At 41.0% G+C, this 13073-nt stretch carries 14 protein-coding genes; 2 read left to right on the top strand and 12 right to left on the bottom strand.

Going from position 1 to position 13073, the window contains the following annotated elements; translation table 11 throughout:
- Positions 1 to 23: 23 nt before the first annotated feature.
- A complete protein-coding gene (locus tag CGICJO_RS07775) occupies positions 24 to 329 on the bottom strand; it encodes a hypothetical protein (RefSeq protein ID WP_087376205.1) in 306 nt (101 codons plus the stop codon).
- 280 nt (positions 330 to 609) lie between these two features.
- On the opposite strand from CGICJO_RS07775, the gene CGICJO_RS07770 reads away from it, so the two are divergent.
- Together CGICJO_RS07770 and sigE are read left to right on the top strand one after the other, a co-directional pair.
- Entirely contained in the window at positions 610 to 1461 is an 852-nt protein-coding gene (locus CGICJO_RS07770) for a sigma-E processing peptidase SpoIIGA (protein ID WP_486498448.1), read from the top strand.
- Between the two features lie 13 nt (positions 1462 to 1474).
- Positions 1475 to 2242, top strand: a complete 768-nt coding sequence (gene sigE / locus CGICJO_RS07765; protein WP_486498447.1) for an RNA polymerase sporulation sigma factor SigE — start codon at positions 1475 to 1477, stop codon at positions 2240 to 2242.
- Positions 2243 to 2294: 52 nt separating this feature from the next.
- Here sigE and CGICJO_RS07760 read toward each other — a convergent pair whose 3' ends face one another.
- The 11 genes from CGICJO_RS07760 to CGICJO_RS07710 form a co-directional block, all read right to left on the bottom strand.
- The gene (locus CGICJO_RS07760; RefSeq protein WP_486498446.1) at positions 2295 to 3125 is read right to left on the bottom strand and encodes a pyridoxamine kinase; all 831 of its coding nucleotides are present in this window, start codon (positions 3123 to 3125) and stop codon (positions 2295 to 2297) included.
- Between the two features lie 474 nt (positions 3126 to 3599).
- Positions 3600 to 4733 carry a carboxynorspermidine decarboxylase gene (gene nspC, locus CGICJO_RS07755; protein ID WP_486498445.1) on the bottom strand — a complete coding sequence of 378 codons (1134 nt, stop codon included), beginning with the start codon at positions 4731 to 4733 and terminating at the stop codon, positions 3600 to 3602.
- Complete coding sequence (locus tag CGICJO_RS07750; protein WP_087376200.1) at positions 4733 to 5935, bottom strand: saccharopine dehydrogenase family protein; 1203 nt, start codon at positions 5933 to 5935, stop codon at positions 4733 to 4735. Before CGICJO_RS07750 ends, nspC begins: the two co-directional genes overlap by 1 nt.
- A 31-nt stretch (positions 5936 to 5966) precedes the next feature.
- Positions 5967 to 6821 (bottom strand): agmatinase, encoded by an 855-nt coding sequence (gene speB, locus CGICJO_RS07745; RefSeq protein WP_486498444.1) that lies wholly within the window; start codon positions 6819 to 6821, stop codon positions 5967 to 5969.
- A complete protein-coding gene (gene speE / locus CGICJO_RS07740) occupies positions 6811 to 7662 on the bottom strand; it encodes a polyamine aminopropyltransferase (RefSeq protein WP_087376199.1) in 852 nt (283 codons plus the stop codon). Before speE ends, speB begins: the two co-directional genes overlap by 11 nt.
- 1 nt (position 7663) lies before the next feature.
- A complete protein-coding gene (locus tag CGICJO_RS07735; RefSeq protein ID WP_486498443.1) occupies positions 7664 to 9118 on the bottom strand; it encodes an aminotransferase class I/II-fold pyridoxal phosphate-dependent enzyme in 1455 nt (484 codons plus the stop codon).
- 29 nt (positions 9119 to 9147) lie between these two features.
- The gene (speD, locus tag CGICJO_RS07730; protein ID WP_087376197.1) at positions 9148 to 9909 is read right to left on the bottom strand and encodes an adenosylmethionine decarboxylase; all 762 of its coding nucleotides are present in this window, start codon (positions 9907 to 9909) and stop codon (positions 9148 to 9150) included.
- A 695-nt stretch (positions 9910 to 10604) separates the two neighbouring features.
- Positions 10605 to 11084, bottom strand: a complete 480-nt coding sequence (locus CGICJO_RS07725) for a hypothetical protein (RefSeq protein ID WP_486498442.1) — start codon at positions 11082 to 11084, stop codon at positions 10605 to 10607.
- A 10-nt stretch (positions 11085 to 11094) separates the two neighbouring features.
- Entirely contained in the window at positions 11095 to 11664 is a 570-nt protein-coding gene (locus tag CGICJO_RS07720; protein WP_486498441.1) for a hypothetical protein, read from the bottom strand.
- Positions 11665 to 12729, bottom strand: a complete 1065-nt coding sequence (locus CGICJO_RS07715; RefSeq protein WP_486498440.1) for a baseplate J/gp47 family protein — start codon at positions 12727 to 12729, stop codon at positions 11665 to 11667. It lies immediately after the preceding gene.
- Positions 12726 to 13073: a hypothetical protein gene (locus CGICJO_RS07710; RefSeq protein WP_486498439.1), complete on the bottom strand. Its 348-nt coding sequence runs from the start codon at positions 13071 to 13073 to the stop codon at positions 12726 to 12728. Before CGICJO_RS07710 ends, CGICJO_RS07715 begins: the two co-directional genes overlap by 4 nt.

Genomic DNA, 13073 nt, shown 5'->3' with positions numbered 1-13073 from the left:
TTTAATGATTTAAGAAAAAGAGGTTAGGCGATTACATTTTTAACAGCTTCAAAAACCTTTTCATAGTTCTTTTCAGCCTGTGCAATCAGCTTTGCGCTGTCGCTGTCACTTTTTTTCTTAATTTCAGCAAGTTCCTTTTCACATTCCTTTTTGACAAGCTCAATCTTGCCGTCGGAAGTTTGTTTGTACTGCTGCTGTGCATCTTTAAGCATTTTTGCGCTTTTTGTCTGCGCTTCGCTTACAATGCTTTTTGCTTTCTGCTTTGCCTCCTGCTCTGCCTTAACAGCTCTTGACTCAGCATCTCTAAGCTTATCGATTGTCTGTTTCAAAGTATTATCACCGCCATATCAAAATTATAATGTACTTATTACCTTTTAAGCATGTGTACAAATCTATTTTACATTTTTAATATTCATAAGTCAATGCAAACTTATAAAAAATCAATAAAAATTTTTAATTCTATAAACATTTTTAACCATTTTATACATAATACATTCTTATTTTTCAAATTTACTGAAATATATACTGCCCTATTAAGACATATATTTTCTTTTCTTTATGCAATAATTTAAACACGGTGTTTTCCGATTCAATATACGAGGTAATAGCATGATAACCATTTACGTTGACGTTTTAATCTGTGTAAATTTTTTCGTAAATTATTTTATACTGCTTTGTGTCAAAAAATTCCTAAGCCTTAATACAAAAAACTCCAGACTTATTATCTGCGCAGGAATAACCTCTTTATTCTCCCTTTTAATTTTTTTACCGCCTCTCTCCCCTGTAATCAGCTTCTTACTGAAAGTTTTATGCTCCGTGGCGACTGTTTTAATTTCTTTCGGTTACAGCGGCAAACGGTGCTTTATCCGTCAGATAGCCGTCTTTCTTCTCACAAATATCGGCTTCTGCGGCATAATTTTGCTGATTTCGGGAATTTCAATAAATAAAATCTCGGTTGTCAACAACGACTGGATTTACATAAACATGTCGCCGGTGGTATTTATTTTTCTTACTCTGATTTGTTATTTTGTTTTCAGATTTATTCAAATCGTCACAAAACACAAAACTGAAAACGATATCATCCACAAAATAAAGGTTAAAAAGTCCGGCTGCTTCTGGGAGTTCTTCGGAAAAACCGACACAGGCTGTTCCCTTTACGAGCCTTTTTCCGGCAGTCCCGTTATAATCGCCGACGCTGAGGTTTTTCAGAAAAAGCAAACCGCTTCGGCTTTTATAGGCGGCGACACAAACAACGGTCAAATCGAAGAAAACAGTCACGCATTTCGTGTAATACCCTTTGAAACTCTTTCCGGCGAGGGCTTTTTGAAAGCTTTCAAAGCCGATGAAGTTTACATAGACGGAAAAAAATCAGAAAAGGAAATCTACATAGCCATTTCCGAGGGAAAAATAAAAGACAAAGACAGCGCAATGGCACTTTTAAATCACGATATTGTAGAATGAGAGGATTTTAATTATGGAACTGGTAAAGTTATATTTTGCAAAAGTGAAAAACAAAATACTTCATACCTTTAGAAGATACTTTTCAAAAATTCTGAACACATTCCACAGGCTTACCGGCTCGGAAAGCCAGGTTTTTTATATCAACGGAAGCGAAACTCTGCCGCCTCCCCTTTCTAAAACAGAGGAAGCGAAAATCATGGAAAGGATTGAAGCCGGCGACGAATCAGCCAGAGAACCCCTTATTGTGCACAATCTCCGTCTTGTGGTTTACATTGCAAAGAAATTTGAAAATTCCGGTATCTGCGTTGAGGACTTGGTATCAATCGGCACAATCGGTCTTATAAAAGCCGTGAACACCTTTTCACCCGGAAAAAATATAAAGCTTGCCACCTATGCCTCACGCTGTATTGAAAATGAAATTTTGATGTTTTTGAGAAAAACCTCACACAGAAAAAACGAAATCTCCATTGACGAACCTTTAAATACTGACTGGGACGGAAACGAGCTTTTGCTCTGCGATGTTTTGGGCAGTGACAGCGATGTTATCAACAGAAACATCGAACAGGAGCTTGAACAAAATCTGCTTTTAGCAGCGATTAAAAATCTTCCCGGCAGAGAAAAAACAATAATGGAACTTCGTTTCGGCATAAACAATCAAAAGGAGCACACACAAAAGGAAGTAGCAGACATGCTGGGAATTTCCCAAAGCTACATATCAAGGCTTGAAAAGAAAATCATAGGACGACTTAAAAAGGAACTTGACAGAACAATAAACTGCTGAAAACACAAAAGCTCAGGGGCTTTAAACCTCTGAGCTTATCTTTTTATAAAAATTACTTTCTCATTCTATCTACAAGGAAAGGAATTGCTGTTTCAAAATCAACGCCGTACCAGTTAGAGCCTTCTCTCTCGGCTGTTATTCTGATACACTCAACAACATAATCAGCTGCGATTTTTACGCTGTCCTCAAGGCTTTTTCCGCCCATAAGTGCGCCCACAAAAGCAGATGAGAAAATATCTCCTGTTCCGTGATATCCCACCGGAATTCTCTCATGGAAATAGGTTTTATATGTGTTTGCCTCACAGTCATAAACCAAAACACCGTAATTGCCGTGCATAACCACGCCTTTCAGGATAATCTTCTTACATCCCAAAGCGGCGAGCTTCTTAACAAGTTCAAAAACATAGTTCTCATCGTATTTTTCCTTATACTCTGTACCTGTCATAAAGCAAGCTTCGGTTATATTTGGAAGAATTATATCGGCAACACCGCAGAGCTTTGCCATTTCCTTTGGAAAAGCTTCGTCAAAAGCAGGATAAAGCTTACCGTTATCAGCCATAGCCGGATCAACTACAACAACAGTATTGTCCTTAAGCTTTTCAATTACAGACATAACTGTCTGAATCTGTGCCTCGGAAGCCAAATAACCTGTATAAATTCCGTCGAATTTTATTCCCTGCTCTTTCCAGTGGTCAGTAATAGGAACAATCTGGTCGTCAAGGTCTTTACAGGTAAATCCCTTAAACATAGTGTGAGTTGAAAGCACCGCTGTAGGGATTATAGCCGCCTCAACGCCCATTGCAGAGATTATAGGCAGAGCAACAGTCAAAGAGCATTTTCCCAAGCATGAAATATCCTGAATTGTAACTATTCTTTTCATCATAAAACACCTCGTTTTCAATCTGCTGCTATTCTATCAAAAAATCTGTCACAATTAAATATACAGTTTTAATCTTTTTAACCAGTACAGTTTCTTTTATATCCGACCTGTTTATTTTATTTCCGCCTTGCAAAGCTTTAGCTTGGAAGTAAAGTTCGTTTCAAGGCGGACGAGGCGTTCTCCTTATTCTTTGGAATTGCTCGCTCTCATTAAAGTTTTTTCATTATATAAGCTGTAATCTTTGTTGTGTTCTGTTGTTTAATAAACATTAAAATACAACGTAGGGGCGGATTATTGTTATATAATAGAAAAATAAAGAAACAGCTATGGCTAACTAAATAACCATAGCTGTAAATTATAAGATCAAAAATGAAACCCAACCGAGTGCGAACCATTCCAAAGATCTAGGAAAAGGTCTCGCCCGACCTGTGCAGAACATAAAGATTAGATGAAACATTTGCAGGTCGGAGCTAAAAACTATAGGCGGGATTTGAAATCTTCGTAGGTGAAACTTCTTACAAGCTCGAAGCTTCCGTCTTTTTTTCTGTAGACTATTGAGGGCAGCTTCATTCCGTTAAAGGTGTTTGTCTTTACCATTGTGTAAAGAGCCATATCCTCAAAAATAAGCTTGTCGCCCTCTTTTAAAGGCTCGTCAAAGGAATAGTCACCTATTACATCGCCGGCAAGACATGTAGGTCCTCCAAGACGATAGGTGTATTTTTTCTCGCCGCTTTCACCGCTGTTGTAAAGTGGCGGACGGTATGGCATCTCTATTACATCGGGCATATGACATGCCGCAGAGGTGTCCACAATGGCAACGTCAATAACATTGTTAAAGGTTTCCATTATAGATGTCACAAGGAAACCGGCGTTTAAAACAACCGCTTCTCCCGGCTCAAGGTAAACCTCAACATTGTACTTTTCCTTTAAGCCTTTAACTATATTTATAAGCTTCTCTATATCGTAATCCTTGCGGGTGATGTGATGTCCTCCCCCAAGATTTAACCATTTCATGGAATGGAGATATTTTCCGAACTTCTTTTCAAACTCTATAACCGTTGTTTCAAGATCATCTGAGTTCTGCTCGCATAATGTATGGAAATGAAGTCCGTCAAGTATTTCAATCTGCTTCGGGTCAAAATTTGCAAGGGTTGTTCCAAGTCTTGAACCGTCGGCGCAGGGGTCGTAAATCTCGTGTCCCTCCTGAGTGGAACACTGGGGATTTATTCTAAGTCCTATCTGCTTTCCTGCTTTTTTTGCTCTGATACCGAACTTTTCCACCTGACGTGGAGAGTTAAAAACAAAGTGGTCGGCATAGGTCAAAAGCTCTTCAAACTCGTCTTCCCTGTATGCAGGTGAGAAAACATGGGTTTCTCCGGGAAACTCCTCTTTTCCAAGCCTTGCCTCGTGCAGTCCGCTGGCTGTGGTTCCGTAAAGATATTGGCTTATCAGCGGATAGGTTCTGTACATGGAGAAAGCTTTCTGGGCAAGCAAAATTTTACAGCCTGCCCTGTCGCATACAGATTTGAGTATCTCCAAATTTTTTATCAGTAAGCTTTCATCAACCACAAAATACGGGGTTGGTAAACCTGGTACTATATACTTTTCCATCAGTCAACCAGCACCGGATTGTGGGATTCAATCCAAGGAAGACCCCACTTGTTGAGAGCGTCCATAAATGGATCCGGATCGAACTCCTCAATATTGTAAACGCCCGGCTTCTGCCATGTGCCGTTCATAACAAGCATTGCGCCTATCATTGCAGGAACGCCTGTTGTGTAGGAGATAGCCTGAGAGCCAACCTCTTTGTAGCACTCCTGATGGTCGCAGATGTTGTAAAGGTAATATGTCTTATCCTTGCCGTCCTTTTTACCCTGGAAGATACAGCCGATATTTGTCTTTCCAACTGTTCTTGGGCCCAGGGATGCAGGGTCAGGAAGAACTGCTTTCAGGAACTGAAGCGGAACAATCTCCTTGCCCTCGTACATGATAGGCTCGATTGAAGTCATGCCTACATTTTCAAGACACTTGAGGTGTGTAAGATAGCTCTGACCGAAAGTCATGAAGAAACGGATTCTCTTAATTCCCGGAATATTGAGAGCCAAGGACTCTATCTCCTCGTGGTGGAGCAGATACATATCTTTCATGCCTACGCCGTCAAAGTTGTATTCTCTTTTAATTTCCATTGGCTCTGTTTCAACCCAATGGCCGTCCTCCCAGTAGGAACCTTTAGCAGAAACCTCACGGATGTTGATTTCCGGATTGAAGTTTGTAGCGAAAGGATAGCCGTGGTCGCCGCCGTTGCAGTCCAGAATATCAATGTAGTTGATTTCGTCAAACTCGTGCTTCAAAGCATAAGCTGAGAATACGCCTGTAACGCCCGGGTCAAAACCACTGCCCAACAGAGCTGTAATTCCTGCTTCTTTGAATTTCTCTCTGTAAGCCCACTGCCATTTGTACTCAAACTTTGCAGTGTCCTCAGGCTCATAGTTTGCTGTATCTATATAGTGTGTCTTTGTTGCAAGACAAGCATCCATTATTGTAAGGTCCTGATAAGGAAGGGCAAGGTTCAAAACCACGTCAGGTTTGAAATCATTGATAAGATTTACAAGCTGTTCAACGCTGTTTGCGTCAACCTGTGCAGTGGAGATTTTTGTCTTTGTTTTTCCCTCAAGCTCGTTCTTAAGGGCGTCGCATTTGGATTTTGTTCTGCTGGCAATGCAGATTTCCTCAAAAACTTCACTGTTCTGACAGCACTTGTGAATTGCTACGGAAGCAACGCCGCCGCAGCCGATAATTAGAGCTTTACCCATTTTAAATTCCTCCCGATATTAAAAATTCCTGTTATTGTTCAAGAGCCAATAGCATCTCTCTTACTATTTTACATGCCGCAGCAGCTGATATACCGCTGGGGTCATATGGCGGACTTAACTCGTTTACGTCACAGCCCACAATGTTGAGGCTTGAGCAAACCAGTTCAACTGCGTCCCTAAGTTCATTGAAAGTAACTCCGCCCGGTTCCGGTGTTCCGGTTCCAGGGAAAACGCTTGGGTCGAGAACATCAAGGTCAAGTGTAAAATAAACAGGCTTTCCCTTTAAGCTCTCTACAGTTTCTTTCAAACCGTTAAAATTAAATTTATTTGTAAAAACATGGTCTTTGCCCCAGAGAAATTCCTCTCTGTCCCCTGACCTTATTCCAAACTGAAAAATTCTATCGTCGCCCACAAGCTCCCAGCATCTTTTAAGAACTGCCGCATGGGAAAGCTGTGCGCCCAGATATTCCTCTCTCAGGTCAGCATGAGCGTCAAAGTGGATTATGTGCAGGTCCGGATATTTTTTAGCGACAGCTCTCACTGCGCCCAAAGTTACCAGGTGTTCGCCGCCCATCATAAATGGTCTTTTTCCGTCCCCAAGGATTGTCTTTGTTCTCTCTTCAATGTCCTCAAGGGCTTTTTCCGAGCTTCCGAAGCAAAGTTCCAAATCTCCGCTATCAAAAAAGCTGTAGTCGGTCATGTCTTTATCCTGATAAGGACTGTAGGTTTCCACACCGAAAGACTCCTGTCTTATAGTGCGGCTTCCGAATCTTGTGCCGGGACGGTAAGAGGTTGTGGAGTCAAAAGGTGCGCCGAAAAGCACGGTTTTTGCGTCCTCATACTCTGCGTCACAGGCCATGAAGGTTTCTATATTTTTATTCAACATCTTGAAGCAGCTCCTCTACATATGCAGGGAGATAAAATGCTCCCTTGTGAAGTGTTGTTGTATAGTAGTTGCAGGAAAGTCCACGCATGTTCCATCTTACCTCATTTAAATCCTTTAAAGGATGATATTTTTTAGAGGCAAATCCGAAAAGCCAGTGTCCCGACGGATATGTTGGGATATGTGCCTGATAAACACGGCTTATCGGGAAAGATTCAACAATTCTCTTGTGTGCTCTCTGGCAGGCGTTTGCGTCCTCGTCATAAAAAGGACTTTCGTGCTGGTTTACCATTATTCCGTCCTCTTTAAGGGCATTGTAGCAGTTGCCGTAAAACTCCCTTGTGAAAAGTCCCTCGCCGGGTCCGAACGGGTCGGTTGAGTCAACGATTATCAAATCGTATTCGTTTTCATGGAAACGCACAAAACGCAGACCGTCCTCATAATAGATATTAAGTCTTTCGTCGTCAAAACGGCAGGCAGTCTGAGGCAGATATTTTTTGCAGACCTCAACAACCAGAGGATCAATCTCAACCATATCAATCTGTTCAATATCATGGTACTTTGTCAGCTCTCTTATAACGCCGCCGTCGCCTGCACCGATTACAAGAACTTTCTTTACATTTGGATGAACAGCCATAGGAACATGGGTTATCATCTCGTGATAGATAAACTCGTCCTTTTCGGTAAGCATCATATATCCGTCCAGGGTTAGAAATCTTCCGAACTCCGGAGAATCAAAAACATCAATTCTCTGAAATTCGCTTTTTCCGCTGTAAAGCTGACGGTCAATTCTTATAGATATTTTAACATTTGGAGTATGTTTTTCCGAAAACCAAAAATCCATATTAAACTCCTTTCAAAACATTGAGCCTTTCAATATCGGGATTTTCCGGCCCTGTCATCGAGCAGCCCTTTTCCTTGGCATACTCTATATAATCGAGAATTTCTTTGGTTATCCTTTCGCCCGGAGCAAGAATCGGTATTCCCGGAGGATAGCACATTACAAATTCACTGCAAACTCTTCCCTCTGTTTCACGTATGGGCAATGACTCCTTGTCTGCATAAAATGCATCCTGAGGAGAAACCGCCACCTGAGGGTCAATGTATTCATGGCTCATAAGGTCTGATTTTGATTTTGAAAATCTTCTTCTCACTTCGTAAAGTGCGCTTACAAGCCTTTCAATTTCTCTTATTCTGTCGCCGATAGAGATGTATGCAAGTATATTTCCCAAGTCGCCGAACTCAATCTGTATATCGTATTCGTCACGAAGAAGGTCGTACACTTCAATTCCTGCCAAACCGATATTTAAAGTATTGACAGAAAGCTTTGTAACGTCAAAATCAAATATGCTGTCGCCGTTTATAAGCTCCTTTGAATATGCGTAATAACCGCCGATAGCGTTTATCTCTGCTCTTGCATATTCTGCAAGGTCAACAACCCTTGCAAAGGACTCCTTTCCTCTCAAGGCAAGGTTTCTTCTTGAAATATCAAGGCTTGAAAGAAGAAGATAAGAACCGCTGGTGGTCTGTGTAAGGTTTATTATCTGTCTTATGTGTCCCTCGGTCATTGCAGGTCCTGCCAAAAGCAAGGAACTTTGGGTAAGACTTCCCCCTGACTTATGCATTGAAACCGCAGCCATATCCGCACCTGCGTCCATTGCGGAAACCGGAAGATTTTCTCCGAAATAAAAATGTGTTCCGTGGGCTTCGTCTGCAAGACAAAGCATATTGTGCTCATGGGCAAGCTTTACAATTGAGCGAAGGTCTGAACATATTCCGTAATAGGTCGGATTGTTAACAAGCACAGCCTTTGCGTCCGGATGCTTTTCAATAGCTTTTTTTACATCGGAAACACTCATTCCCAATGGTATTCCCAATTTTTCATCACAGGCGGGGTTTACGTAAATCGGAATTGCCCCGCACAAAACAAGAGCTCCCATAACGCTTCTGTGTACGTTTCGTGGGAGTATAATCTTTTCGCCTCTTTTTACTACGGACAAAATCATGCTCTGCACAGCAGAGGTTGTTCCGCCCACCATTAAAAATGCATGAGCAGCATGAAAAGCCTCCGCCGCCAAAACTTCCGCATCTCTGATAACGGAAATCGGGTGGCAGAGATTGTCCAAAGGCTTCATGGAATTTACATCCATCTGCACGCAGTTTTCACCCAAAAGCGCAGTAAGCTCAGGGTTTCCACGGCCTCTTTTATGACCAGGAACATCAAAAGGAACTACCCTCATTTTCTTAAACCTTTCCAAGGCTTCATAGATAGGCGCCCTTTCTTGTGAAAGCTTTCTCATTTTATCACTCTCCGGTCTTGTATGATATATCAATAAATGTTTCTGCCGCTGTAGATTTCAATCATTTCACGTCTTATGCTGTCCATTATTTCAAGTCTTACCCTCGGCGGCAGCTCGTAAACATCTGTATTAAAAAGATAGTTTTGAAGGTTTATATCCTTGAGCATCATTTTTGTGTGGAAAAGGTTTGCTTCATATACGTTTATATCCACAGCGTCATATTTTCTCAAGGTTTCCTCAGCAATGTAGTCCTGAATTGAAATTACCTTACCGTCCTCAAAAACTTTTTTGCCGTTTACATCTCTGGTAAAGCCTCTCACTCTGTAATCCATTGTGATAATATCAGAGTCAAAAGAGCCTATAAGATAGTCAAGAGTTGAAAGAGGTGTAATTTCTCCGCAGGTTGCAACGTCTATATCCACTCTGAAAGTGGCAAGACAGGTTTCGGGATGATATTCAGGATAGGTATGAACGGTTACATGGCTCTTGTCAAGATGAGCAACCTGTGTTTCGCCACGCACCGGAATCATTGAACCCTCGGCAATAAGAATGGTAACTGACGCACCCTGAGGCTCATAATCCTGACTTGACACATTCAAAACCGTAGCGCCAATCATATCGGTAAGATTTGTAAGGATTTTAGTAAGTCTTTCCGAGTTGTACTGTTCATCTATATAAGCGATATAGTCACGCTGTTCCCTTGCGGTCTTTGCGTAACATACATCATAAATATTAAAACTAAGAGATTTTGTCAGATTATTGAACCCGTAAAGTTTCAGTTTCTGGCCCATCTTATTCCCTCCTGACTTCATTACTGACTTATCTTAAAAGTTTTCAAAGGTCGAGAACATTTAACATAAGTCAGTATTCTGCAAATAAAAAACGCAGGCAATGTGTGTTATCACATTACTTGCGCACTGCTTCCCCGCTTATATTTCTAAGGACACTATCCCTAAAAGAACAAGTCTATATTTTCGGAAAAAACAGATTCAGAGTCTATATAGCAAACTTCTCACTTTTACTACTCTTATTGACCGTTTCACAAGTTAGTATGCGATAAACGCACAGGTTATAAAGTAACCAACTTATAAAATTTTAAGTTTTTAACTCAATCAATAAGGCAACCAAAGTTGCCGCTCGGCAGTTGACCCGGCTGTCCGCATGGCCTTAACCAATAAATGGTGGTCAAAGAATATTTGCATGGAAGACGCTACAATCTGCTAAGTCCCATGTCGATTATATAATACTATTTTTATCGGTAAAAGTCAAGGCACATTTCTACAAATCTATCTGTTTTTTGCTAATAAAACAGATAAAAAGCAACATTTTATAACAGAAAAACAACTGTGTATCTTTCATTATTATTACTATATTTTTTGAGCCTAATCATTAAATAACAAAACAGTCCCGCCAATTCCTTTTAAAGAAAAAGCGGGACTAAAAACGGAAACCGAAATTAAGCCACATTAAAAACCGTGTCTGTATTTTAACTATAGCATATTATAACATACTGGCCGTACTCCTCGTTGAGATTGTACATAATCCCGTTTGACGGAGCTGAGCTGTTTGTAAGCACAAGACTTTTGTCGGTAAGTGAAGCGCCTCCTGTGGACACACCTTTTTGAAGCACGAAAGCGCTGTTAACTACCATACAGCTTTTCTTTGAGTTCCAGGAAGCAGGAGGAGCATTTTTCAAAAATATCTGAACCATTTTAGGGGCACTTGAAAGGGTAACGGTTCTTGAAGTGCTTCCGTTTCCCGCCATAAGGATTGAAGTGATACTTCCGCCCAAAAGTGCCCTGTCCTCTTCCGACAAATGTATTTTTCTGTCGTTTATGTGTTCTCCCAAGACGCTGTCCACTATTTCGTTATCTGTGGCAAAATCTATCATCTTAGGAGTATCGGAGTGTACCCAGCCGCTAAGTCCGAGATACTCCGTTTTATTGGTTGAACCCAAGTATATCATCCTTTCATCTTTACATTATTTCAATATCTGCCCAGGTATAGTTTTTGTTGTCCATTTCAAGCCAGGTGAGATTTTTTTCATCTATCTTTGTCCAAGATAAACCGTCTATTGTTATGGAAAGCTCCAACTCAGCCGTAATAATCTTAGGAAGTATTCTCTTTATCCATTCGATAAAATAGGAGGACAATCCCCTGTTCTTTATTGTTATGCCGACTGTAGAATTTGCATAAGAAGCGTCCATTTCAAACTCACCAACCGTTTCGCTTAAAAACGTTTCTATGCTTCTCTGGGTAAAGGAACCGGCTGCAATTTTTGAAGCCGCAATTATTCCCCTTTTTCTTTCCTCCTGATTATCCGAAATAAATCCCAAATCATACTTATTTTCAATATAATCAAGACCAGCAGACTCCGCCGTCTGAGCAAAACTCTCCTGCAAAACATTTTCAATCTCATCGCCCAAAGCCTGAAAACCTGCGGCATAACACCTAAGCTCCAAAAGAGCCGCCGAATCCTCCTTATCCTCATAAAGTCCGGTGGAAAGCAGTTTCTCCTTTAGATATTCAAAGGGTAAATACGCCACTTATACACCTTCTTTCATGGTAAGGGTAACTCCCGTAATTATTCTGTTTTCTCCGGCAGTGATATTGGATGAGGAACTGTCAAATTTATAGTCATAAACTCCCTGAGCATGGTACAAAGCGTCGCCTATATCCGAAAGCTTTAAATCCTCTCCGATTGTCAAGTTGCTTACCTTTCTCTGTACAGCCTCAGAGCAGTTTGTTTTTACAGTATCGAAAGTATAACCCTCATCGGGATAAATCGTAACTGTCACGCTTCCCTGTACAGATGTAGCCTTTAACACATCAACATCAACGCCCAGCTCTCTTTCCTGAAGCACAAGAGCCTCAAGATTTTCCAAAACCTGACTTTCTTCAACTGCACCATTGGGAAGTATAAAAATATCAACTGTGCCCTTTCCACGTCTTTTGGGAGATACATAAGCGGCTCCCACTCCGGTTACAGACAAAGCAAGCTTTTCATAATATGCGGCGTTTGTACCCGTTGCCGGAAAGCTTTGAGCCGCAACAATTCTGCTTCTGAAATCCTCGTCGCTTTCTTCATCTGTTCCCCCTGTAAACTTAGAAAGGTTTGTAACCTTTGAAACAGGCTGTAAAAGAGAAACCATAACACTAACTTCTCCTGTATTCACGTTTCCTGAGCTTCCTCCCTCTACTGCTCTCACTTTTGCGTCAGCATAATCTGCTCCCGCACTTAAAATAACCGCTTCAGTTGTTTCAAATCTTACCGGATTTTTACCGGATGTAGAAACGAGAGTTCCGGCTTTGATTACATAATCCGAGAAAAGCTCTCCCCCGGTATAGAACCTAACTGTACCCGATGCTTTTGCAGGCGGTTTTCGTGTAAGGCCAAGCTTTGAACCGTGATAATTAAGATATTCCCCGTCCGCAGTTTCAGAGTTAAGCTGTCTTTTCAGCCAGTCAATATTTACGCCCAAAGCGTGAAGCTCACCGGCAAGAATTTTCATTTTTATCTGAATATCAGAATTTTCATCGGGAAACATTCCTGTCTGTCGGTAATACTCGTTTCTCATTCTCTCCAGCACTTTGCTGTATTCTTCACTCATATAACAATCACCCTTTCCTCCTGTGTGCCGCTGTCATTTTCCGTTATTATCACCGTTATTTCATATTTTCCATCTTTTTCTTCCAAACTCTTTACCTTTGCCGAAACATTTTCAAGACGTGAAACCGCAGACCTTACAATACTGTCCGCCTGTTTTAAAGTCACTTTCTCACCGCTTTTTATATATTCCTGTAAAATACTTCCAAGCTCCCTGTCATAAATAAAACATTCTTTTTTCCCTGTTATGGCAATTAAAGCCTGCTGAGCGGTTTCGTCAAATCCGCAAACACTTTCAAACCTGTCGCCTCTCAATACATTGTCGCCGTCAAGAATTTTTATATCCAT

It is taken from the genome of Candidatus Limousia pullorum, from assembly GCF_057405065.1.
This window is presented reverse-complemented; position numbering and strand designations above follow the sequence as displayed.

Excerpts from the sequence above, each read along its gene's own strand:
- CGICJO_RS07770 (WP_486498448.1), top strand. The coding sequence starts at position 610 with ATGATAACCATTTACGTTGACGTTTTAATCTGTGTAAATTTTTTCGTA.
- sigE (WP_486498447.1), top strand. The coding sequence starts at position 1,475 with ATGGAACTGGTAAAGTTATATTTTGCAAAAGTGAAAAACAAAATACTT.
- CGICJO_RS07760 (WP_486498446.1), bottom strand. The coding sequence starts at position 3,125 with ATGATGAAAAGAATAGTTACAATTCAGGATATTTCATGCTTGGGAAAA.
- nspC (WP_486498445.1), bottom strand. The coding sequence starts at position 4,733 with ATGGAAAAGTATATAGTACCAGGTTTACCAACCCCGTATTTTGTGGTT.
- CGICJO_RS07750 (WP_087376200.1), bottom strand. The coding sequence starts at position 5,935 with ATGGGTAAAGCTCTAATTATCGGCTGCGGCGGCGTTGCTTCCGTAGCA.
- speB (WP_486498444.1), bottom strand. The coding sequence starts at position 6,821 with ATGTTGAATAAAAATATAGAAACCTTCATGGCCTGTGACGCAGAGTAT.
- speE (WP_087376199.1), bottom strand. The coding sequence starts at position 7,662 with ATGGATTTTTGGTTTTCGGAAAAACATACTCCAAATGTTAAAATATCT.
- CGICJO_RS07735 (WP_486498443.1), bottom strand. The coding sequence starts at position 9,118 with ATGAGAAAGCTTTCACAAGAAAGGGCGCCTATCTATGAAGCCTTGGAA.
- speD (WP_087376197.1), bottom strand. The coding sequence starts at position 9,909 with ATGGGCCAGAAACTGAAACTTTACGGGTTCAATAATCTGACAAAATCT.
- CGICJO_RS07725 (WP_486498442.1), bottom strand. The coding sequence starts at position 11,084 with ATGATATACTTGGGTTCAACCAATAAAACGGAGTATCTCGGACTTAGC.
- CGICJO_RS07715 (WP_486498440.1), bottom strand. The coding sequence starts at position 12,729 with ATGAGTGAAGAATACAGCAAAGTGCTGGAGAGAATGAGAAACGAGTAT.
- CGICJO_RS07710 (WP_486498439.1), bottom strand. The coding sequence starts at position 13,073 with ATGGATATAAAAATTCTTGACGGCGACAATGTATTGAGAGGCGACAGG.